The sequence below is a fragment of the Treponema sp. HNW genome, assembly GCF_050320395.1.
Classification (GTDB): Bacteria; Spirochaetota; Spirochaetia; order Treponematales; family Treponemataceae; genus Treponema_C.
Map to the genome: position 1 here is coordinate 573714 of NZ_CP144459.1, position 21301 is coordinate 595014.

General features: G+C 40.9%; 18 protein-coding genes. 17 read left to right on the plus strand and 1 reads right to left on the minus strand.

Annotated features, from left to right (window positions below; all coding sequences use genetic code 11):
- Positions 1 to 87 precede the first annotated feature (87 nt).
- From rihC to trpB, 15 genes are all read left to right on the plus strand, one after another.
- The gene (gene rihC / locus V1L52_RS02625) at positions 88 to 1005 is read left to right on the plus strand and encodes a ribonucleoside hydrolase RihC (RefSeq protein ID WP_428770750.1); all 918 of its coding nucleotides are present in this window, start codon (positions 88 to 90) and stop codon (positions 1003 to 1005) included.
- Between the two features lie 442 nt (positions 1006 to 1447).
- Positions 1448 to 2758 carry an extracellular solute-binding protein gene (locus V1L52_RS02630; RefSeq protein ID WP_428770751.1) on the plus strand — a complete coding sequence of 437 codons (1311 nt, stop codon included), beginning with the start codon at positions 1448 to 1450 and terminating at the stop codon, positions 2756 to 2758.
- Positions 2759 to 2809: 51 nt separating this feature from the next.
- Positions 2810 to 3685, plus strand: coding sequence for a carbohydrate ABC transporter permease (locus V1L52_RS02635; RefSeq protein ID WP_428770752.1), 876 nt, complete (start codon positions 2810 to 2812; stop codon positions 3683 to 3685).
- A 2-nt stretch (positions 3686 to 3687) separates the two neighbouring features.
- Entirely contained in the window at positions 3688 to 4536 is an 849-nt protein-coding gene (locus V1L52_RS02640; protein WP_428770753.1) for a carbohydrate ABC transporter permease, read from the plus strand.
- Positions 4537 to 4538: 2 nt separating this feature from the next.
- On the plus strand, positions 4539 to 5501 hold the full coding sequence (locus V1L52_RS02645) for a nucleoside hydrolase (protein WP_428770754.1): 963 nt from the start codon (positions 4539 to 4541) through the stop codon (positions 5499 to 5501).
- Entirely contained in the window at positions 5498 to 6406 is a 909-nt protein-coding gene (locus V1L52_RS02650; RefSeq protein WP_428770755.1) for a nucleoside hydrolase, read from the plus strand. Before V1L52_RS02645 ends, V1L52_RS02650 begins: the two co-directional genes overlap by 4 nt.
- Before the next feature lie 3 nt (positions 6407 to 6409).
- Positions 6410 to 7303 carry a dihydrodipicolinate synthase family protein gene (locus V1L52_RS02655; RefSeq protein WP_428770756.1) on the plus strand — a complete coding sequence of 298 codons (894 nt, stop codon included), beginning with the start codon at positions 6410 to 6412 and terminating at the stop codon, positions 7301 to 7303.
- 129 nt (positions 7304 to 7432) lie between these two features.
- Positions 7433 to 8746 (plus strand): ABC transporter substrate-binding protein, encoded by a 1314-nt coding sequence (locus tag V1L52_RS02660; protein WP_428770757.1) that lies wholly within the window; start codon positions 7433 to 7435, stop codon positions 8744 to 8746.
- Positions 8747 to 8899: 153 nt separating this feature from the next.
- Positions 8900 to 9784 carry a carbohydrate ABC transporter permease gene (locus tag V1L52_RS02665; RefSeq protein ID WP_428770758.1) on the plus strand — a complete coding sequence of 295 codons (885 nt, stop codon included), beginning with the start codon at positions 8900 to 8902 and terminating at the stop codon, positions 9782 to 9784.
- The gene (locus V1L52_RS02670; protein ID WP_428770759.1) at positions 9781 to 10614 is read left to right on the plus strand and encodes a carbohydrate ABC transporter permease; all 834 of its coding nucleotides are present in this window, start codon (positions 9781 to 9783) and stop codon (positions 10612 to 10614) included. Before V1L52_RS02665 ends, V1L52_RS02670 begins: the two co-directional genes overlap by 4 nt.
- 13 nt (positions 10615 to 10627) lie before the next feature.
- On the plus strand, positions 10628 to 11986 hold the full coding sequence (locus tag V1L52_RS02675; RefSeq protein ID WP_428770760.1) for an ADP-ribosylglycohydrolase family protein: 1359 nt from the start codon (positions 10628 to 10630) through the stop codon (positions 11984 to 11986).
- Between the two features lie 53 nt (positions 11987 to 12039).
- Positions 12040 to 12945 carry a ribokinase gene (rbsK, locus tag V1L52_RS02680; RefSeq protein ID WP_428770761.1) on the plus strand — a complete coding sequence of 302 codons (906 nt, stop codon included), beginning with the start codon at positions 12040 to 12042 and terminating at the stop codon, positions 12943 to 12945.
- Positions 12935 to 14794, plus strand: a complete 1860-nt coding sequence (locus V1L52_RS02685; RefSeq protein WP_428770762.1) for a PfkB family carbohydrate kinase — start codon at positions 12935 to 12937, stop codon at positions 14792 to 14794. Before rbsK ends, V1L52_RS02685 begins: the two co-directional genes overlap by 11 nt.
- A 52-nt stretch (positions 14795 to 14846) precedes the next feature.
- Positions 14847 to 17237, plus strand: coding sequence for a DNA translocase FtsK (locus tag V1L52_RS02690; protein WP_428770763.1), 2391 nt, complete (start codon positions 14847 to 14849; stop codon positions 17235 to 17237).
- 73 nt (positions 17238 to 17310) lie between these two features.
- The gene (trpB, locus tag V1L52_RS02695) at positions 17311 to 18525 is read left to right on the plus strand and encodes a tryptophan synthase subunit beta (RefSeq protein ID WP_428770764.1); all 1215 of its coding nucleotides are present in this window, start codon (positions 17311 to 17313) and stop codon (positions 18523 to 18525) included.
- A 29-nt stretch (positions 18526 to 18554) separates the two neighbouring features.
- Here trpB and V1L52_RS02700 read toward each other — a convergent pair whose 3' ends face one another.
- On the minus strand, positions 18555 to 19301 hold the full coding sequence (locus V1L52_RS02700; RefSeq protein WP_428770765.1) for a hypothetical protein: 747 nt from the start codon (positions 19299 to 19301) through the stop codon (positions 18555 to 18557).
- 276 nt (positions 19302 to 19577) lie between these two features.
- Here V1L52_RS02700 and fucU point away from each other — a divergent pair, with 276 nt between their 5' ends.
- Both fucU and V1L52_RS02710 read left to right on the plus strand, forming a co-directional pair.
- Positions 19578 to 20027 carry an L-fucose mutarotase gene (gene fucU / locus V1L52_RS02705; protein ID WP_428770766.1) on the plus strand — a complete coding sequence of 150 codons (450 nt, stop codon included), beginning with the start codon at positions 19578 to 19580 and terminating at the stop codon, positions 20025 to 20027.
- A 51-nt stretch (positions 20028 to 20078) separates the two neighbouring features.
- A complete protein-coding gene (locus V1L52_RS02710) occupies positions 20079 to 21161 on the plus strand; it encodes a substrate-binding domain-containing protein (RefSeq protein ID WP_428770767.1) in 1083 nt (360 codons plus the stop codon).
- The last annotated feature ends 140 nt before the right edge of the window (positions 21162 to 21301 follow it).

Below are 21301 nucleotides of genomic sequence, written 5' to 3' on the forward strand. Positions count from 1 at the left end.
AAAATACTGACGATAAAGCTTTTTTTATGCTATAATTTTATACTGAAAACCCAGTCTGCAAATATGGCTTTTGCATAGGAGGAGATTATGGCCAAAGAAAAAATAATTATAGACACGGATCCGGGGATCGATGATGCCGTTGCTTTAGCTATTGCCGTATTCAGCGACAAACTCGACGTAAAATTAATTACAACCGTTGCCGGAAACGTTGCTTTGGAAAAGGTTACTTCAAATGCTCTAAAATTGCTTACCTTTTGGAATAAAAAAATACCCGTGGCGCAGGGAGCCGATCGGCCTTTTATCGAGAAATTCGTCGATGCGTCTCACGTACACGGTCAAAGCGGCTTGGCGGGTTTTGATTTTCCCGAACCCGATATGTCGCTCTTATGTTCCGAGCATGCCGTGAACAAGATGCGCGATGTGATTATGGCGGAAGAAAAAATTACCCTTGCAGCTATCGGCCCCTTAACAAACATTGCTCTTTTATTTGCAATGTACCCCGACGTAAAGCCGCGCATTTCGCGCCTTGTTATGATGGGCGGTTCTTTAACGCGGGGAAACAGGGGCGTTATGTCCGAATTTAATTTTGCAACCGATCCCCATGCGGCAAAGATGGTGTTCGATTCCGGTGTTCCCCTTGTTATGGCCGATTTGGATGTTGGAAGAAAAGCCGGCATACCGGGACCCGATATAGAAAAAATCGGAACTTTCGGAAAAACCGGCGCTATGCTCTATGCCCTGTTAAAAAAATACCGCAGCGGAACCTTCGAGTCCGGATTGCGCATGTATGATTCCTGCGCCTTAGCCTATATTCTAAAACCCGAACTTTTTACAAGTACCCGTGTGTTTGCCGATATTGAATTATCGGGAACCTTAACCTCGGGCTGTTCCGTTGTCGATTTGGACGGTTTTTTGCAAAAAAAGGCTAATACAACCGTGTTTACCGATGTGGACGTTCCGGCTTTCCGTTCCTGGTTTACGGAAGCTTTGTCACACTGTGATTGAGGGATGTTTTCTCGACAATCGAAGAATATACGGCAAACAGTGCGGAATACAAAAAAATCCACACTTTAAAAAAACAACGGAAACTCCTCTTTTTTATAATGCTATATCACTATCCAGCATGCTTCTACATAAAAAAGAATTTGACAAATATGAATTCCGGGTGTATCCTATCTTTGGATGGAAAGTGTTTTCGGAAAACACTTTCCATGGGCTTATAATATTTCGATAAAAGTTAATATTTGGGGAAAGAGGTACAAAAGAATATTTAATAAGGAGGTCTTTATTTTTTAACCTGCTGAGGGCTTGATAGCAAAACGGAACACAACTCTATATGTCAGGTACTGTGTTTTTGCAAATCTACATGTATACATTGTACATATGTATACATGTAAGAGTTTTTTCACACTATGGTTATTTATATTGATTATGAAGAGGAGGAAAAATGAAAGTATTTATCCAAAAAATGATTTGTTCTGGTATCCTTATTTTATTGGTTTTTCTGTCTGGTTGTGCTAAAAAAACGACAAGTGTTTCTGAAGTAACTGAAATTACTTTTTTAAGTAATTCTGTTAAACCTTATGATACGGCAATTCCAATAATGATTACAGAATTTGAAAAGCAAAATCCAAATATCAAAGTAAAAGTAGAAATGCTTCCTACAAAAGGTCTATGGGAAGCGGTAGAAATAAAATTAGGAGCAAAAGAACCAACGCCTGATGTTTTGTTTGTAGACAGTCCGTTGACGACAACATATGTTATGAAGGGGTATCTTGAATCCCTTGAAGATTTTTTCTCTAATGACGAACGCAAGCAATATGTTGACATATGTAGACAATACGGTACTGTAAAAGGAAAGTTGTATGCAGCACCATTTGTGAATTCATCGCAGGTTTTATATTATAATACTCGCCTCTTTGATGAAGCGGGCATACCGCGTCTCTCAAAAGATCCTAAAGAACGATTGACATGGGAAGAGGTAATCGAACTTGCAAAAAAATTGACAATTGATAAAGATGGTGATGGTGTACCGGAGGTATTTGGTTTAGGCATCTCGCAGATAAGTAGGCCTTACCAGATGCTTACGATGCCTCAATCTCTGGGTGGAAAAGCGATCGGTAAAGACGGCCTTACAGTATCAGGTGTTTTTACAGATGAAGCATGGCTAAAAGCATGCGGTTTTATTTCTGATTTGTTTAATGTATATAAGGTGTCTCCCAAAGGAGTAAGTGCTTCTGATATGCTTGCTTACTTTCCAAGTGAAAAATTAGCAATGCTCATAGGTCCTGATTATAATCATCTTGCATATAGCAGAAATGAAAGTCTTACATGGGATTATGCTCCCTATCCTTATTTTAAAGACGGTAAACCTGTCACTCCGACTGGCTCATGGAGTTTAGGTATTAATAAATCTTCCAAAAATAAAGCTGCTGCCGCTAAACTTATAAAATTTCTCACATTATATCCTTCCTGTATTGACTGGTTTAATCTTGATGGTCATTTACCGTCAAATAAACGGACCCTAGAGTATATTGCAGAAAATGAAAAATTCACCAAATGGCCATTTGATATTTTTACGTTGATTAATTATGAGTGTCAAAATACAGCCATTCCACGTCCGCTTACACCAGGTTATTTAGAATATGAGTCACTGTTAACAAATGCTTTTGAAGATATTCGTAATGGAGGCGATGTGAAGAGTATTCTGGAAAATGCGGAAGTTGCAGTTGAAAGAATGCTAAATAAGTATAAATAAAATTAGTTTTCGGATACGTCGATAAAGACGTATCCGAAAAGGAGTTTTTTGATGATTCTCATGAGAAAAGAAAAGGTTGTTCCGTATTTATTTTTAATTCCGGCTTTTCTTGGACTTAGTATTTTTAGACTTGCTCCAATTATTACTTCTATTTTTGATAGTTTTACGACTGTAGGATTTGCGAATGGAATGATACGAAAATTTTGTGGTCTAAAAAATTATCTATTTGTACTTACTGATCCCGTTTTTTTGAAATCATTAAAAAACACATTGGTTTTTACACTTATTGTTAATCCCTTTCAAATTTTGTGGGCCTTTATTCTTGCCCTACTTGTGTACAAGGAAGGAAAGGGCATGGGAGTATTCCGTACTGTTTTCTTTATACCGTTTACATTATCCTTGGCAATTACAGCTACAATCTGGGGAATAATGTTTAATCCGAACGGCGGGTTTATTAATTCGATCTTAGGGTTGTTAAGGCTTAAACCAATGCTTTTTTTGACAAGCTCGTCACAGGCTTTGGGCAGTATTATTTTTCTTGTGTCATGGAGATGCGTTGGTTATTGGATGATTTTCCTCATTAGTGGTCTCCAGAATATTTCACAAAATCTATATGAATCTGCTTGGATAGATGGTGCGAGGGCTTGGCAAAGTTTTTTATATATTACAATGCCTATGATGAAACGTACATTTTTATTTGTTATTGTTGCAGATACTACACAAAATTTTTTGATGTTTACTCCGATGTATATTCTTACCGGTGGAGGACCGGAAAATGCTACGAATGTTGCAATGTATGAAGCCTACAAAAATGTTTTTATTTATGCGGATAGAGGAGTAGGAAATGCGATGGTTATTATTATAATTTTAATGATTTTAACAGTTGTATTTTGTGAGTTTAAATTTATTCATTCAAAGGAAAGATAGGTATGATCTATAAAAAAATTACAGTAGGTAAAATAGCCAAATATTGTGTGTTATTTTTTTTTAGCATCATATTTTTACTTCCGATTTATTGGGTTATTATTTCTTCATTTAAAACAGATAAATCGATCTTTGCTGCACTTATGCCTTTCGGACCAAAAGCATTGTGGTTTGATCCGGAATTATATTTAGGAGCCTTTCGGGATATTCTGATTAAACGAAACTTCGGGCGTGCAATATTTAATAGTTTTTTTGTTACATTCAATACAGTCTTCCTAGGAGTGCTTATTACCTCTTTATGTGCATTTTCATTTTCAATATTCAGATTTAGAGGTAAGAATGTTTTATTTATAATTGTTCTTATTACTTTTATGATTCCTTTTAGTTCAATAGCCCTCCCTCTTTATCAGATTGTAAGTACATTACGTATGATTGATACGTATTGGGCTCTTATACTGCCCGCTGCAGCAAATGGTCTTTCAATTTTTTTATTTCGTCAATTCTTTATGGATATACCGCAATCATATCTTGAAGCGGCGTATATCGATGGTGCATCGTGGCTGACTATTTATGGCAAGATTTATATGTCTATGTCTCTTCCAATTATTGTAAGTGCAGGAATTATTATTTTTATGGATCAGTGGGAAGCTTTTTTATGGCCGCTACTTTCTGGTCGCTCACCTGCAATGAAAGTAATACAGGTTGCTATTGCAGACTTGTCGCAGGATAATGAAGTGTATTGGAATCAAATTTTTGCAGCTTGTGCTATTTCGATTGTTGTTCCCGTTTTAATTGTACTACCTCTCCAAAAATACTATATACTTGGTATTTCAAGTTCAGGAATTAAGGAATAATCATGGCTGTTTTTCCTGTATTACTAGATAGTGATATGGCTCTCGGCAGCAAACATGCTGATGTAGATGATGCAATTGCAATTTTACTTGCATTATCTGAATCTGGTCTCTCTGTCAAAGGTATTAGTCCTTCTGCTGGAAATGTTTCCGGAGAAAAGTCGGGAGCAAATATTGATCGTTTATTGCGTATAATCGGTTGTACTGTTGAACATGCGTCATTCCCTTCACATACTTGGGATCCATCATTATGGATATACAATCGTTGGGCAAAACAAGAGAGTTCTGAAATAAAAACCTGCTTTGGAAATCAGATGCGTAGTGTAGACTTTATAGCGGCAAAATTATTAGAATCTCCTGAACCGTTATATATAATAACGATTGGTCCGCTTACAAATATTGCAACGTTATTATCGATCTACCCAGAATCAGTACAAAAAATTAAGGCAGTGTATATGATGGGAGGTTCTTGGTATACACCCGGAGTTGACGGAGGAGAAGCTGAATTTAATATCCTTTGCGATCCCGAAGCGGCACAATTTGTTTTTTCTTTTCCTCTGAAAATTGTGATGTGTGGATTGGACATAACAAAAAAGCGAAAGATTTTTCCTAGAGACTTGTCTCCTTGGATAGATTCGGGGAGGCCATTTTTAAAATATCTTGCTGAAGTATGTATTTCTTTTATGAATTTCAGAGCATTACGAGATGGTTATCATCCACCCTATGCATTTTTTCATGATGTTATGCCTATACTTGCTTTGTTGTATCCTGAGTGGTTTACATTTGTACCATGCAAAATCGATATAGATACGGACGGAGAGTTTGTGCGAGGTAAGACAATTATTGATGTTAAGTTACGCGGCAGACAGAGTTTTCCTCATTTGGTTGCAAAAGATGTAGACGAAGAGAAGGTATTGTATTATGTAGTTTCAAAAATTATGTCTGCGTATGGAGATATAGTTATATGAAAAAAATACTTTTTGACAGCGACTTACTTGGGGATGATTTATTGGCATTGCTTATGATGAGTAAAGATAATGATGTAGAGATAACGGGTATAACGGCCTATGGACGTAGGATGCTAAGTATAGAGCGTTGTAGGATGGCATGTGTATTTCTTGAAGAACTAGGAACTTCGAATATACGTCTTGTTCCCGGTGTGTCCCGCCCATTAGTACAAGAGCCAATCTCCGGTTGCAGATACTGTGATGATGTATTAAAAGATCTTTTAACTTTATGGTCAGAAGAAAAGAAATTTCATAATACTATTGAGGGTGCAACATCTGCAGCATCATTTATTATTGACACAGTAAAAAAAAATCCTCTGGAATTTTCTTTGTTGTGTACCGGACCTCTGACAAATATCGCCCTTGCAGTTTCACTTTGTCCTGAATTGCCACATCTTTTAAAAGAGATCGTTATTATGGGCGGAACATGGAAAGAATGCGGGAATTCTTCTGCTGTTGCAGAAGCCAATATATATAATGATCCGGAAGCAGCAAAAATCGTATTTTCCGCTTTTCCCTCCATCACTGTAGTTCCGCTTGATGTTACAATGAAAGTAACAATGAGTACTACTGACATGCCTAAAAGTATATCACCATTTATTTCCCGGATTATCACATCGTGTTGTAATGCGCATCATAATAAAGGTGAAAGTTTTATTATGCCAATGCATGATGTTCTTGCGTTTTTAGTACTAAAGTATCCTGAGTTGACAAAGAAAAAAAGGTGTTTAATCAGAGTTGAAACGAGATCTTCAAAATCTAGAGGTATGATGGTTTTTGATTTTTCACGCGGGAATCATATGCTTTGTTATGATGTTGATGCAAAGAAAGCAATAGAAATTCTCCTGTCATTATTGGAGCCGTAAAATATGATAGAATTGCATGGGATAATTCCATATTTGGTTAGCCCTATCGACAGAAACGGTTTGGTAATTACAAGTGAACTACAAAGGCTCTGTTCCGATTTAATAGATGAAGGTGTACATGGTCTTTGTGTGCTTGGTAGTTGCGGTGAATTTCCATATTTGACTCTAGAACAGAAAAAAGGCGTTGTTATAACAGCTGTAAATACCGCTGCCAAGAGAGTTCCTGTTGTGGCAGGTGTTTGCGGATTTTCAGTGATGCAGGCAAAAACAGAGGCGAAGCTCTTTACTGAATTAGGAGTGGATGCTGTGGTCATTATGCTTGAAAAATACTTTTCTTTGTCGCCAGAGAGTATGGCTGCCTTCTATCGAAGTGTAGCGGAAAGCATCCCTTGCGTCCCATGCGTCTTATATTCAAATCCCAAATTTATGCATTTTGAAATTCCGATGTCTGTTTTTGAGATGCTTTCTGATGTACCGAATATTATTTACTATAAAGAAGCTTCAGGTGTAACCGGAAAATTACTAAATTTTAAAAATCTTTTTAATGCAAGATATAAACTGTTTTCCGCATCTGCCCATATTCCGTTATTTGTATCTATGCTTGGCGGAGTTGGCTGGATGGCGGGACCTGCTTGCCTTGCTCCGAAGACGTGTATAAGGTTGTATGAATTATCAAAACAAGGCAATATTGAAAGTGCATTAGAGTTGCAGCAAAAAATGTGGTTGCTCAACGATATTTTTTTAAAATTTGGATTGACATGCTGTGTAAAAGCAGGTTTGGAATATTTGGGGTATAAGGTAGGGGCTCCCATTCCGCCTTTGGAACCTCTTTCAAGTGAACAAAAAGAAATTCTTTTTACTGTTATTGATTCAGTTCGTGTGTTAGGAGAAGATTAGTTTTATTGTAGTTGTGAAAAAATTTGACAAATATGAATTCCGGGTGTATCCTATCTTTGACAGGAAAATGTTTTCGGAAAGCACTTTCCTGTCAATGAACGTATTTCATTTTTATAAGGAGGAAGAAAAATGAAAAGGATTCTAGGTATCAGTGTGTTTTTGTTCTTTTGCCTTTTATTCCTTTTTGCAAAAGGAACAAAGGAAGCCGGAAAGTCAGAATTGTTATGGGTATATGAATCTGCAACCCCTGAACACGAACAACATTTAAGAAAGCATTTGATTGATGTTGTAAACAGTAGAGCAGACGGTTATAAATTTGATATACGGTTTGATGCAAATTACGATCAAAATATCCGTACGTCAATGCTTGCGGGTTCCGGACCTGATCTTGTGTTTACGGCAGGACCGTCTTATGTCCAGCAATTTGCTCGAGAAAATTATTTACTCTCTTTAAATAATTTTGCAAAAGAATATAATTGGAACAAAATTGTGTTCCCCGTTATGCAAAAATTATGCTCTGTTGACGGTCAATTATACGCTTTGCCTAAAAGCTACGAAAGTATGGTTTTGTTTTATAATAAATCTTTGTTTGAAAAAAATGGCTGGAAGCTGCCTAAAACTTGGAGCGAGTTTGAGGCATTGTGTAAAAAAATAAAAAGTACAGGAATGATTCCTCTTATCAATGGTAATGCAGGCTGGAAACCGGTGAATGAACACTTAGTTACTATCTTCTGGAACCATCTTGCGGGGCCGGAAAAAATTTATCAAGCTTTAAAAGGAAAAATTAAATGGAGCGATCCTGTCTTTGTTAAAGCCACGGAAAAAATGAAGTTATTTTTTGATGAATATTTTGACTCCAATTATTTTTCATACAGAGATGAAGATTGTTTGGCCTTGCTTGCTTCCGGTACCGTTGCGATGTATCCTTCCGGTACTTGGAATTTCCAGCGTATAAACAATTATTTTTTAGAGGCGAAACAAGATTGGGATTGGGTACCTCTCCCTTCCGCCGACGGAGTTGTATTTCCCCTGTATACCCTCGGTATAGGAGCAACCCTATCGATTAATGCGAAGTCTCAAAACCCGAAAGCTGTGGCTGAACTATTAAATACCTTATTTACCGATAAGGAGGTTATTGTCAATTTAAATGTTGATTGGCCCGGAGAGTGGAATCTGCCTGTAAATACTATCAGTCAAGCGGATTTTAAGGGTAAAATAGACCCCCGCTATGCTCGATGTATTGAAGAAATAGGTGATGCTTTGAATTCCGGCAACTACGGATATACAACATGGACCTTTTGGCCGGAAGCGACGAATCAATATTTGTGGGAAGCCTTTGAAAAACTCGCTTTGAATCAGATTTCAATTGAAGAGTATTTAAGAGGGATGGACCGTGTCTTCGCGGATGACTTAAAAGCAGGTAATATGCCTATACTGCCTTAAAAGCTGTGTGAAATCGATCGCTTAGATAAGTACAGGGCTGTTTCAAAAATAATTATATTTTGGACAGCCCGTCCGGTTAAAAATCGGGCAGTGTAGATAAAAGCTAAAACTTTTAAACGCTTTCTGGTTTAAGTTTCAAACGGGGTGAAAACAATGTATAAACAAAAAAAAGACGTATTTGCCGATTGGCTTTTTATTTTGCCGGCATTACTTATAAACATTTTAATTATATTGATTCCTGCATTAATAACAATCGTATTGTCGTTTATGAAATGGAACGGGTTAGGACTTCCTTCATTTGACGGACTAAATAATTTTAAAACCGTATTTGCCACATCAAGTTTTTATACGGCGCTTTTTAATAATATAAAATGGACAATATTTTTTTTAACAGTACCTATTATCCTTGCATTGTTTGTTGCTGTCATTCTGTTATATATGAGAAGGGCGAGAGCCGCATTTCAATCAATTTTTTTTGTACCTAATATAATAAGTCCCGTAATTATATGTACAATATTCAGTACGATGATTTTGCATCCGCGAAGCGGAATAATAGGCTATATTAATAACTTAAGTTTTTTTTCTGTTAAAATAAGTAATCCTTTAGCCTCCGTACGCTCTTCGCTATTCACCGTTATGTGTATAGATTGCTGGCATTGGTGGGGATTTTTAACGGTAATATTTTTGGCAGCTATGAGGCAGGTAGATGAAAATATAATAGAAGCTGCAGAAATCGACGGTGCCGGTTTTTTTAGAAAATTTATTTCAGTTATTATTCCCGGAATAAAAAGCAATATTTTATTTATGCTGCTTATGACAATAATTTGGTCTTTTTTAACCTTTGACTATGTTTGGATTTTAACTGGGGGCGGTCCTGCGGGGAGTTCCGAAATGTTATCGACTCTCTCATATCGTGCGTCGTTTTATATACACAATATAGGTTTGGGTGCAACATATTCGTTGATAATGAGCTTTTTGGCAGGAATTGTAATTATCTTTTATGTTCTGATGCAGATTAAAGGGCAGGATGCCGTATGAATCTAAAACAGTCAAAATCCGTAAAAATTATAAGCATGTTGCTCCTCTTTTTATTGCTTTGTATTACTGTTTTTCCTCTATTTTTAATGCTGCAAAACAGCTTTAAAACCCGTATTGAGATAGCAACAAATCCGCTTGCGTTTCCTAAAACGATATCTTTTATAAACTATAAAAATGCTTGGAAGCAAGCTAAGATTCCCGCCGCAGCTGTTAACAGTATAATCTTAGTGATTGGTACGTTAGCTCTTACTCTTTTTGCCGGTTCGGCGGCTGCCTACGTGTTGGCAAATAAGAAAATACGGTTTTGGCCCCAGATTTCCGTATATTTTTTAGTTTGCAATACGATACCGAAACAACTCTTTATAATACCGCTCTTTTTTATATTACAAAAATTGAATTTAATTAATAACCTTATTGCCATGATGTTTATTTACAGTGCCCTATATACTCCCTTTGCTATTTTTCTGTTAAGAACATATTTTATAGGAGTAAATAAAGATATAATCAATTCTGCTATAATCGATGGGGCCTCAAAAGCTCAGATTTTTTTATATATTCTCGTCCCGCTTATTCAACCGGGTTTGTTGACTGCAGCCCTTATCATAGGATTGTGGTGTTGGAATGAATTTCTTTTTTCGGTAACGTTTTTGCAAAAGGAAGCTGTAACAACATTAGCAGTCCGCTTTTACGCCTTTTCCAGCAGATATGTAACGGAATGGGGTAACATGATGGCTTTTGCGGTTTTTGTCTCTTTGCCGATTATCATTTTTTTCTTATTTTTGCAACGTTATTTTATTGACGGTATGACTGTCGGCAGCGTAAAAGGATAAAAAGGAGGTTTATATGAAAGATATCAAGTGGTTGACCTTTTCCGAAAGTGTGGTCGTAGAATACGAACAAAGTAAAGATGAAGGACGTCTTGTTGATTCTTATCAAGCCGAAGTTTCTTTTATAAAGGAAAAATATCAAAGAGGTATTTTGATGGAACAAGAAGCTGCCGCTTTATTCAAAAAAATACAGTCTGCCCCTGTTTCCGATGACTATATATATCAAGAACCATCCGATATTGAAACGATAAAAAAACTGTGTGTCAATACTACGGAAAAAAAACTTATTCCGCAAATAGATAAAGAAGTTTTGCGACAAAAGATTCATGGCGCTTGGTTGGGGCGTTGTGCGGGCTGTCTTTTGGGGCAACCGGTTGAAGGGTGGTATCGTTCCCGAATTACAGGTTTTTTACATGATACAAACAACTTTCTTCCTCGTGCTTATTTTGCATCAAATGTTTCTGATACCATACGAAAAAAATACAATATTACGGACGCAGGACATGTCTATGGCAGTACATTTATAAATTGGATAAACAATGTGAAATGTGCTCCTGAAGACGATGACACGAATTATACGATAATCGGATTAAAAACCCTTGAGGAAAACGGTAAAGACTTTACATCGCTTGATATAGCTCACAGTTGGTTAATGAATATGCAATTTTTACACGCATGTACAGCCGAGAGAGTTGCTTATCGTAATTTTGTAAACTTGATTGAACCACCTTATTCCGCTTCTTATAATAATGCTTATAGAGAATGGATCGGCGCGCAAATACGAGCCGATATTTTCGGTTATGTTTCTCCGGGGGACATTGAAGCGGCGGCGGCTTTGGCATGGAAAGATGCTTGCATCAGTCATACAAAAAATGGTATATATGGAGAAATGTTTATAGCTGCGATGATTGCAAAGGCTGCTGTGTGTAATGACATGGGGTTAATAATTGAAGCGGGATTGAGTCAAATCCCTGCCACTTCCCGCTTATATGCAGCGATACGACAGGTTATTGAGTGGAAACAAGAAGAAATATCTTGGGAAACCGCTTTTGATAGGATTCATGCATTATATGATGAAACAAACCCGCATCATTGGTGCCATACCATATCTAATGCTATGATATGTGTGATAAGTTTACTGTGGGGGGCATTGAATTTTGAAAAAACTATAGGATTGAGTGTGGTGCCGGGTTTTGACACCGATTGTAATGCTGCTACAACAGGTTCTATTATCGGGATGTTGCTTGGCGCACACAACCTTCCAAGACATTGGATAGATCCGCTGAATGATACGTTAAAAAGCGGAATAGATGGATTTAATACTATGCGGATTTCTGAATTAGCGGAACGTTCTTTAAATATTGCTCTAAAATAAATGATGGATAGATAAAGATAAATCTCTATGTGATTTTATATGGAAAACGTGTTATGAAAAAAATACTTGTGATCGGAAGTTTGAATGTGGACATGGTGGTGAACGTACCGCACATGCCCGTTGCGGGAGAAACGATTTTGGCCGGTAATATGGAATTGGTGCCGGGCGGGAAGGGGGCCAATCAAGCCTATGCCGCAGGCCGCTTGGGAGCCTGCGTAACGATATTCGGAGCGGTCGGAGCGGATTCGTATGCCGATATCGAAAAAAAAAGTCTTGCCTCCGCCGGAGTCGATACGTCTCATCTTTTGGTTCGTGAAGGTAAATCAACCGGTTTGGCGTGGATAACCGTAAATGACGAAGGCGACAACAGTATTGTCGTTATTCCCGGTGCAAATGCAACGCTAACGGAGCGGGATATTACCGATAACGAAAGCCTCTTGCGTGACTGCGATATATTACTGTGTCAATTGGAAATACCGCTCAAAACCGTTGTCCGTGCGGCAAAACTGGCAAAAGAGTTTGGGAAAACCGTTGTTTTGGATCCCGCACCGGTACCGCGGGAATTCCCCGAAGAATTATTCTCATATGTCGATATTATAAAGCCGAACGAAACCGAAGCCGCACAGCTTTTGGGGCAGCCGGTTAAGAATTATGAGGAAGCTTCGGATAAACTGCGTGCGAAAGGGGTTAAAAATGTCCTCATTACCCTCGGACCAAAGGGAGCCTACATTAATTCGGAAACGGAGGGAAAACATTTGATACCCGTCCGCCCGGTGTCCGTCGTGGACACAACAGCCGCAGGCGATTCTTTTACCGCCGCTTTGGCCGTCCGCCTTGCCGCAGGCTCTTCATTGGTGCAGGCTGTCCGCTATGCAAACGAAGTAGCGACAATCGTTGTTACGCGCAAAGGGGCCCAAACCTCCATACCGAGTGCCGACGAGGTTCCGTTTGACGATTAACGATATAGCCGCGCTTGCAGGCGTTTCGATTTCAACCGTTTCAAAAATTATCAACGGCAAAGATAACGGTATAAAACCCGAAACGCGCGAACGTGTTCTTGGAATCGTTAAAGAATACCGTTACAAGCCCTATAATTTTATAAAAAACAATATAAATACCAAAACTTTCCTATTAGGGCTTTTATTATCGGGAAATAAAAAATACGCTTCGTTTCAATACGGGTTTTTAACCGAAGCCGAAAAGCAGGGCTATCAGGTGCAGCTATGCTTTTCATCTTCCGTTCAAAGCCGGGAAAAAAATATTGCCGCCTTATGTAATAATCGGGTGGATGCTGTCGTATGTGAGTCCGCCGGTGAAGACAGGGATGCAGCCCTTGCCGTACTGAAAAAAAATAACATTCCCTTTGTGTTTTTAGATGATGAAGATCCCCGGTTCGGTCTTGCATACAATTATCAAAATGCCGGTTATACGGCTGCAAGTAAACTTGTTGCTGCAGGACATATGCGGATATCTTGCCTTTTTGACAAGTCTGAAAAACACGAGCGGGAAATAGCTTTGGGAGTGGAACGCTGTTTATTTGATAATCACGGTATATATACGGAATACAAGGATTTGTATGAAGCTTTATATATTCACGGCTGCTCGGCACTTGTTTGCTGCGGCAGGAATAAGGTTTTAGATGTATATGAATATGCCTTACTGCATAAATTCCGTATACCGGAGGATATATCGCTTATATGTATAGACGATAAAGAAAGTATCGGAAGCTTTCCTCCCGTATCGGCGATTCCGCTCAATTTATTCGATTTCGGAAGATATATTTGTAAATATATAATCCGCAAGCTTGAAAAACAAAAAAGTCCTCTTCCTCCTTATTCGGAAGATTTTATATGCACTGATACTGAAAGTATCGACCTTCCCGTGCGGCTTCGTTCAAAGCGCATTATAGTTATCGGAAGTATTCATACCGATATTTTACTTTCGGTAAAAGAATATCCTCAAACCGGCGAAACTATTCCCGCCGACAGCCTGTCCGTTCTTCCCGGAGGCAAAGGAATCAATCAGGCGGTGGGAGCGGCAAAACTCGGCGCAAAGGTGTCTTTGATCGGTAATGTGGGACGGGACTTTGACGGCAATATGCTTTTAAATGTCTTGCATGAAAACGGGGTAGATACTTCAGCGGTTAACATTGATCCGGAAAATCCTACGGGGAAGGCCTATATTCATGTACAGGAAGACGGGGAAAGCGGTATAGTCTTATACAGCGGGGCCAATTTATCGGTTTCGGCCGATACGGTATATCAGACTGAAAAAATATTTTCGGATGCGGCTTTTTGCCTGTTACAAACGGAAATCCCCATGGGTGCCGTAAAAGCGGCGATAGAAATTGCGCGAAAACATAATGTCAAAATTATGTTAAAACCTTCCGCCGTTAAAAAAATTGATGAAGAACTCTTATCGAATTTGGATTATTTTATTCCGAACAAAAAAGAATTGCATCAATTATGCCCCTGTGGAGATTCGATAGAAGAAAAAGCGGCTTGGTTTTTGAATAAGGGCGTAAAAACGGTTATCGTAACCCTCGGCAGTGAGGGCTGTTATGTTATCGGCCGGAATTTTGAACAGCGTCTTGCCGCAGCTCCTTTTAATCCTGTCGATACAACGGGAGCTGCGGATGCCTTTATTTCCGCTCTGGCAGTATATTTGGTAAAAGAGCTCCCCTTATCTCAAGCGTTGGCGTATGCTTCCTGTGCTGCCGGATTTTCTACAACAAGGGCAGGTGTTGTTCCTTCCCTTATTGATACTACCACCCTTGAATATTATATGCACAAAATGAATCCGAAGTAAGCGGCCCCGTTATTTACTAAGCTTTGCCCCGCTTTTTTCCGATAAATAGGTGATGGAGTTACTCATGAAGCGTTCGGAGCGCGGCATAATTGCCGCCGGTATGATGTTTTTTGTCGTTTCGGCCCTTTGTACGGCCTCTCTTATAATCTCTTTGCTCGGTTTCGGTACGGCGAACCCCGAAAAGGGAAGGATTTTATATGCCTTCGGCCGCCTGCTTTTTTCGGCCTACGGATATTCATCTTTTTTAATACCTGTGTATATTTTTATTGCCGGCATTGTGCTCATGCTCTCCGATTGCTCCCGGAGGAAAATTGTATATTTACTTTTTTCGGTTATCCCTTTTTTTACCGTTTCGGCAATCGAATTTTTTACAAAAAAAATCTTCAACGTCAATTCCGCAAGCGTAAATTTTATTCGGATAAGCAGCTTTGTTTCCGTCAGCGTTTTATTATGTATTATTGAATATATTCTCGCAGGCTTACTTGCGGACTTTTTTATTTCCCGCCGCGGCGAAAAGAAAAGCGAAAGAGCTTTGTTTCGCCGTTCCGAAAAAACGGTCGCCGATTCTCATACGGACGGTGAACTTTTCGAGCCGAGTGAAGAAACGGATTTTGTCCCCTATGCGGATACCCCCGAAGAGAACGAAGTTCACAGTCATGAATACAGCGTTTTTGAAGAAAAAGATACCGAGCCCTTATCTTCTCAGGTTGAACTTACGGATTCCGATTCCCGATTGGAAACCGCCCCCGTTTTCGCGGATGTTTTACCTGTTGAAGAATGTGAACAAGCCGAAGATGAAATAAAAGAAGATGCGCACAATAAAGAAAAAGAAGTTGAAGAATTGTCCGAAGAGCAAAGCGACGATATGGTGCTTGAAGAATTTGCTCTTTTAAACGAAGACGAAGATGAAAATGATGAAACCGGCTTATATGAAAACCCGGGGGAAACCGGTTTTTTAAACGACCCTTTCGGAGTAGAAGAAGCGGACCCGGCTTCGCTTCCGCCTCCGCCCGAAACGCAAAAAAAACAATCTTCATACAGCGTTCCGGCCGAAGGTTTATTGACAAGCTATCCGGGCGGGGAATATTGGGTTATAGACAAGGATACCGAACGGGCGGCCGAAGCTTTAAAAGACACTTTAAACGAATTTAAAATCGAAGCCGAAGTTACCGGAATCCGCAAAGGCCCCGTTGTTACGATGTTTGAGATTCTCCCTGCGCCCGGCGTTAAGCTGAGCAAAATAGTCGCCCTCGGCGATAACATTGCCCTGCGCCTTGCAGCATCGAGCGTCCGTATTGTAGCCCCCATCCCCGGAAAGCATGCCGTCGGTATAGAAGTGCCGAATAAAGAACGGGCGATTGTAAGCTTTAAAGAATTGATCGATACCGATATTCCCGCTTTTAAAAAGATGGCGATTCCGATGGTGCTGGGTAAGGACATCGCAGGCGAAGCCCAGGTATTGGACTTGGCAAAAACACCCCACCTCTTGATTGCCGGTTCTACGGGTTCGGGAAAGTCGGTGTGCGTAAACAGCCTGATTTTGTCGATTTTATATAAACGGCCGCCTCAGGATGTGCGCATGATTTTAATCGACCCGAAGATTGTCGAATTAAAGCTGTATAACGATATTCCGCACTTGCTTACGCCCGTTATTACCGAGCCTAAAAAAGCATTTCAAGCATTGCAGTACTGTTTATGCGAAATGGAGCGCCGCTATGCCCTTTTGGACGGTATGGGCGTGCGCGATATAGCAAGCTATAACAAGCGAATTGTCGAACGTAAAATCGCAACGGAAAAATTACCCTATATCGTGTTGATTGTCGACGAATTTGCCGACCTTATGGCCACCACGGGAAAGGAACTTGAATCCACCGTCGCCCGCCTCGCCGCAATGAGCCGCGCTGTCGGCATTCACCTGGTGCTTGCAACCCAGCGTCCCTCTATTGACGTTATAACGGGTCTTATCAAGGCGAATATTCCCACGCGTATCGCCTTTATGGTTGCTTCAAAGATGGACAGCCGCATTATCATCGACCAGGTCGGTGCGGAAAAACTCTTGGGCAAGGGCGATATGCTCTATGCAAGTGCGGTCGATCCCTTCCCCATCCGCATTCAGGGAACCTTTGTGTCCGATACCGAAGTCGAAAACGTTGTCGATTATGTAAAGCGTTTCGGAGAACCCGATTACATCGACGATGAAATCTTTGTCGACGAGGATGAAGAAGGTTTCGACCCCGGCGTGTTCAGCGAAGGAGAAGATCCCCTGTATGACAAGGCTCTGGAAATCGTTATGCAGGCGGGAAAGGCTTCCGCATCCTATATTCAGCGCCGGCTTAAAATCGGCTATAACCGCGCCGCCCGCCTGGTCGAAGATATGGAAGCGCGCGGCATTGTCGGGCCTGCAAACGGCAGCAAGCCCCGCGAAGTTATTCATATGGTGTAAGATAATTTCCTGTTGACAAAAAAACGGTTTTCATATACCATGTTACTATATATAGTAACATAAGGGGAAGACGATGGAATATTTAAAGCGGTTTCCGGATGAAAAAGGATATTTCGGCGAATACGGAGGCTCTTTTGTACCTGCCGAATTGCAAAAAGAAATGGATAAAATTACGGATGCCTATTATTCCATAAGCAAAAGCCATGAGTTTATAAGCGAACTGAGATCAATACGCAAGCATTTTCAGGGCCGGCCGACACCGGTATATTTTTGTAAGCGCTTGTCGGAAGTATACGGCGGGCGTATCTATCTTAAACGTGAAGATTTGAATCATACGGGAGCTCATAAATTAAACCACTGTATGGGCGAAGGTCTTTTGGCGAAATACATGGGCAAAAAAAAGCTCATAGCCGAAACGGGTGCGGGGCAGCACGGTGTCGCCTTGGCAACCGCGGCCGCTTATTTCGGACTTGAATGTGAAATTTACATGGGGGAAGTCGATATTGCAAAACAGCATCCGAATGTTGTACGGATGAGGCTTTTAGGAGCAAAGGTTATCCCCGTTACCCACGGTTTAAAAACGCTTAAAGAAGCCGTTGATGCGGCCTTTGAAGCCTATCTTAAAGACCCCGTTAATACCATTTATTGCATAGGCTCCGTCGTCGGACCGCATCCCTTTCCCATGATTGTACGGGACTTTCAGCATATTATCGGCGTAGAAGCGCGCGGGCAATTTTTGGAAATGACCGGAGAACTGCCCGATGCGGTTACCGCCTGCGTCGGCGGCGGCTCGAATGCCGCAGGTATTTTCAGCGGCTTTGTAGAAGATAAGGACGTAAAGCTTGTAGGAGTTGAACCCGGCGGCCGCTCTTTTAAACAGGGAGAGCATGCGGCAAGTCTTTCCTTCGGTACGGCCGGCGTTTTGCACGGTTTCCGCACCTACCTTTTACAGGACGACAAGGGAGAACCGGCTCCCGTATATTCAATCGCCTCCGGCCTCGATTATCCGGGAAGCGGCCCCGAGCACTGTATGTTTAAAGATATAAAGCGGGTTGAGTATACAACCGCAAACGACGACGAATGTCTTGAAGCCTTTTTTAAATTGTCGCGGTATGAGGGCATTATTCCCGCATTGGAAAGCGCCCATGCCCTGTCCTATGCATTTAAATATGCCGCTTCCAATAAGCGGAAATCGATTCTGGTTAATCTTTCCGGCCGCGGCGATAAGGATATAGATTTTGTTATGCATCTCTGCGCAGACGCACACTCCTTTTCGGAAAAAAAATAAAAGTTCCGGTATAAATCGGCCGGTCCGGTTCAGCAGTAAACGTTGCGGTTTACGCCGAAACCGTTATCCGGCTTTATATCGTCGTAAAAGTACAGTTTTTCCTTATCTTCGGCTCGTATACCCTTTAAACGGTACAGCGCTTCCATGAGTTCCGGCGTATCTTTATTAACCGTAATAAGGGCGTCAAGGTCCGCAAGGGCCTTGTTGACAATCAATTCCGATTTGACGGCAAGCCCCTGCAGCCGACAGGCGAGGTTGATACCGTAGCCGACATAGTCGCGGTATTTTAAAAGCGAAGCCTCCGCCGAAATCTCATACTTATACACCTTATCCATAACAAGCGAGCCGGCCAAGCTTAATTCGGGATAGGGCTTAAACAATTCTTCACGGGAAAATTCCGTATACATTTCAAAAACGGCTATAGCCTCGCTGAGTGTGCGCGCATCGGTTTGATCCCAAATTACCAAGGCTCCGTCTCCGAGCAGTTTATAATAGGAACAGCCGCAGCCGAATTGATTTACACAGGATAGAAAGTTCGAGGTAAACGATGTGATGAGCGAAAAAACCATTTTTTCGTCATGGGAACACAAAAAATTACTGAAGCCGCGGATGTCTATACATAAAATAAGGGCATCGGGTTTTGTTTCTCCCAAATACACATTATCGAAAATGTCTATAGGCATTTTTTTAAAACCTGCGAGTGTAGATGCATCAAGGGTAATACTGCCGTCTTTTTGCGGGCTGAATGCAAGATTATTGATTTCTTCCGTGTCCATAGGGCGAATTATAGTGGATTTTTTATTATAATGCAAGCAACGAAATATCGGTACAATGCGGGAGTTTTTTGCGGTTTGTACATTTCGTGTGTGTATACTCCCGTATTTTATGCCAAAAAGCTTATAAAATCGTGTTTTTCATATGAAAAAGATAAAAATATCGGCGAAACGCAAAAGTTTTTCTTGACAGATTTTGATTTCAATGCCATGATATAAATGTAAACGATTACATGCTTGCCGCATTATGCGGCTATTTATATAAGTTTGGAGGTCTATATGCTTATCGGAGTTTCTCCCGTTATCAGTCCCGATTTGATTTCCGTTTTGCACCGTATGGGGCACGGCGATGAAATCGTATTATCGGATGCTTTTTATCCGGCCGACAGCTGCAATGCGCGGGTGATCCGTGCCGACGGCATAAAGATACCGGCATTGCTTGACGGTATTTTGCGTTTGATAAATATCGACCCTTACGTAAAAGATCCGCTTGTTATGATGAAGGCGGTTAAGGGCGACAGCTTGGATCCCGCCGTTGAAGAGTCTTATACAAAGGCGATAAAACATATTTATCCCGATGCGCCTTCAATTACCCGCATAGACCGCTTTGCATTTTACGAGCGCTCCAAAACCGCTTTTGCGATTGTCGTTACCGGTGAAACGGTAAAATACGGCAATATTATCATAAAAAAGGGTGTAGTACCCGTTGCCCCTCATTGGGCAAAATAAAATCGGTATACAGGGTGAGTTTCACTCTAAAAATATACAAGGAGTAATCTTATGAAAAAATTAGGATTGGTTTTGACGGTTCTCGTTCTTATGGCGGGAATGGTGTTTGCCGGCGGTTCAAAAGACGGCGCGGCAAGTGGAAAGGTTGTAATGGGTGCTCTTATCCGCAACCTTAACGAAACATTTGTCCGCGACTATGCCGATAACTTAAAAAAATTGGCCGCGGAAAATAACGTTGATTTAAAAGTTATGGACGGTAACGGCGACGTTGCAACCCAGCTTGACCAGTTGAACACATTGTTGACCCAGGGTGTAAAATACTTTGTTATTATCCCCCAGGACACCGGTGCTACCGAGCAGATGGCAAAGGCCATTAACGCAAAGGGCGGAGCCGCCGCTTTCTCCAATATTCAGCCTTCCGTTGCAGCTTTGAAAGTAGGCAAAAACTTCTTCCTCGCTTCTTCTCCCGAAAGCGTAGCCGGCGATATCCAGGCTCTTATTATCGACAAATATTTCAAAAAATATCCCGATAAGGCTCCCGGTAAAGTTGTAAACGCCCTCTTGTTGAACGGTCAGCTCGGACATCCGGCTCAGGTAAACCGCAAAAAAGGTGTTGTTGAAGGTCTTGCCGCACGCGGTTACAAGGTAAACATGGTTGCCGAAGATACGGCCAACTGGGGTGCCGCCGAAGCTCAGCAAAAAATGGACGCATGGATTGCGGCTCACAACGGTAAATTCAACGTTGTTATCGCACAAAACGACGATATGGCTCTCGGTGCAATCGAATCCATGTTGACCAACAAATACACCGACAATCCTTCCGATGTTACCAAAGATACCAACGGTGACGGTACCGTATTGAAAGTACCCGTTATCGGTGTTGACGGAACCGAAACCGGTATGCGCTCTATGAAAGAAAACAAAATGTTCGCAACCGTTTTGCAGGACTCCGTAGGTCAGTCGACCACCGCCTTCGAATTGGTATATCAGGTTGCCACCAAGGGAACCGCTATCGGTTATACGACCAAGGCCGGCTTGTCCGCTGCAAAGGCCGTTACCGGTGAAGATCCCGTAACCGACACTGCCATTTTGGCTCAGTGTTTCCTCGTTCCCTTTAAGCCGATTGAAAAATAAGCGTCGGTTGTAACCGCCGTTTATCCCTTTATTTTACGGTAAGGAAGCGGATTTTTCGGTTAAAGCCGAACTGATGCTTCCTTAGGGTACAGGATGAAACTGTCCGCAAACCGAAGGTTTCGGACAGTTTCCCTTATTTT

Bases quoted from the DNA above. Each gene is read 5' to 3' on its own strand.
- rihC (WP_428770750.1), top strand. From the start codon at position 88: ATGGCCAAAGAAAAAATAATTATAGACACGGATCCGGGGATCGATGAT.
- V1L52_RS02630 (WP_428770751.1), top strand. From the start codon at position 1,448: ATGAAAGTATTTATCCAAAAAATGATTTGTTCTGGTATCCTTATTTTA.
- V1L52_RS02635 (WP_428770752.1), top strand. From the start codon at position 2,810: ATGATTCTCATGAGAAAAGAAAAGGTTGTTCCGTATTTATTTTTAATT.
- V1L52_RS02640 (WP_428770753.1), top strand. From the start codon at position 3,688: ATGATCTATAAAAAAATTACAGTAGGTAAAATAGCCAAATATTGTGTG.
- V1L52_RS02645 (WP_428770754.1), top strand. From the start codon at position 4,539: ATGGCTGTTTTTCCTGTATTACTAGATAGTGATATGGCTCTCGGCAGC.
- V1L52_RS02650 (WP_428770755.1), top strand. From the start codon at position 5,498: ATGAAAAAAATACTTTTTGACAGCGACTTACTTGGGGATGATTTATTG.
- V1L52_RS02655 (WP_428770756.1), top strand. From the start codon at position 6,410: ATGATAGAATTGCATGGGATAATTCCATATTTGGTTAGCCCTATCGAC.
- V1L52_RS02660 (WP_428770757.1), top strand. From the start codon at position 7,433: ATGAAAAGGATTCTAGGTATCAGTGTGTTTTTGTTCTTTTGCCTTTTA.
- V1L52_RS02665 (WP_428770758.1), top strand. From the start codon at position 8,900: ATGTATAAACAAAAAAAAGACGTATTTGCCGATTGGCTTTTTATTTTG.
- V1L52_RS02670 (WP_428770759.1), top strand. From the start codon at position 9,781: ATGAATCTAAAACAGTCAAAATCCGTAAAAATTATAAGCATGTTGCTC.
- V1L52_RS02675 (WP_428770760.1), top strand. From the start codon at position 10,628: ATGAAAGATATCAAGTGGTTGACCTTTTCCGAAAGTGTGGTCGTAGAA.
- rbsK (WP_428770761.1), top strand. From the start codon at position 12,040: ATGAAAAAAATACTTGTGATCGGAAGTTTGAATGTGGACATGGTGGTG.
- V1L52_RS02690 (WP_428770763.1), top strand. From the start codon at position 14,847: ATGGAGTTACTCATGAAGCGTTCGGAGCGCGGCATAATTGCCGCCGGT.
- trpB (WP_428770764.1), top strand. From the start codon at position 17,311: ATGGAATATTTAAAGCGGTTTCCGGATGAAAAAGGATATTTCGGCGAA.
- V1L52_RS02700 (WP_428770765.1), bottom strand. From the start codon at position 19,301: ATGGACACGGAAGAAATCAATAATCTTGCATTCAGCCCGCAAAAAGAC.
- fucU (WP_428770766.1), top strand. From the start codon at position 19,578: ATGCTTATCGGAGTTTCTCCCGTTATCAGTCCCGATTTGATTTCCGTT.
- V1L52_RS02710 (WP_428770767.1), top strand. From the start codon at position 20,079: ATGAAAAAATTAGGATTGGTTTTGACGGTTCTCGTTCTTATGGCGGGA.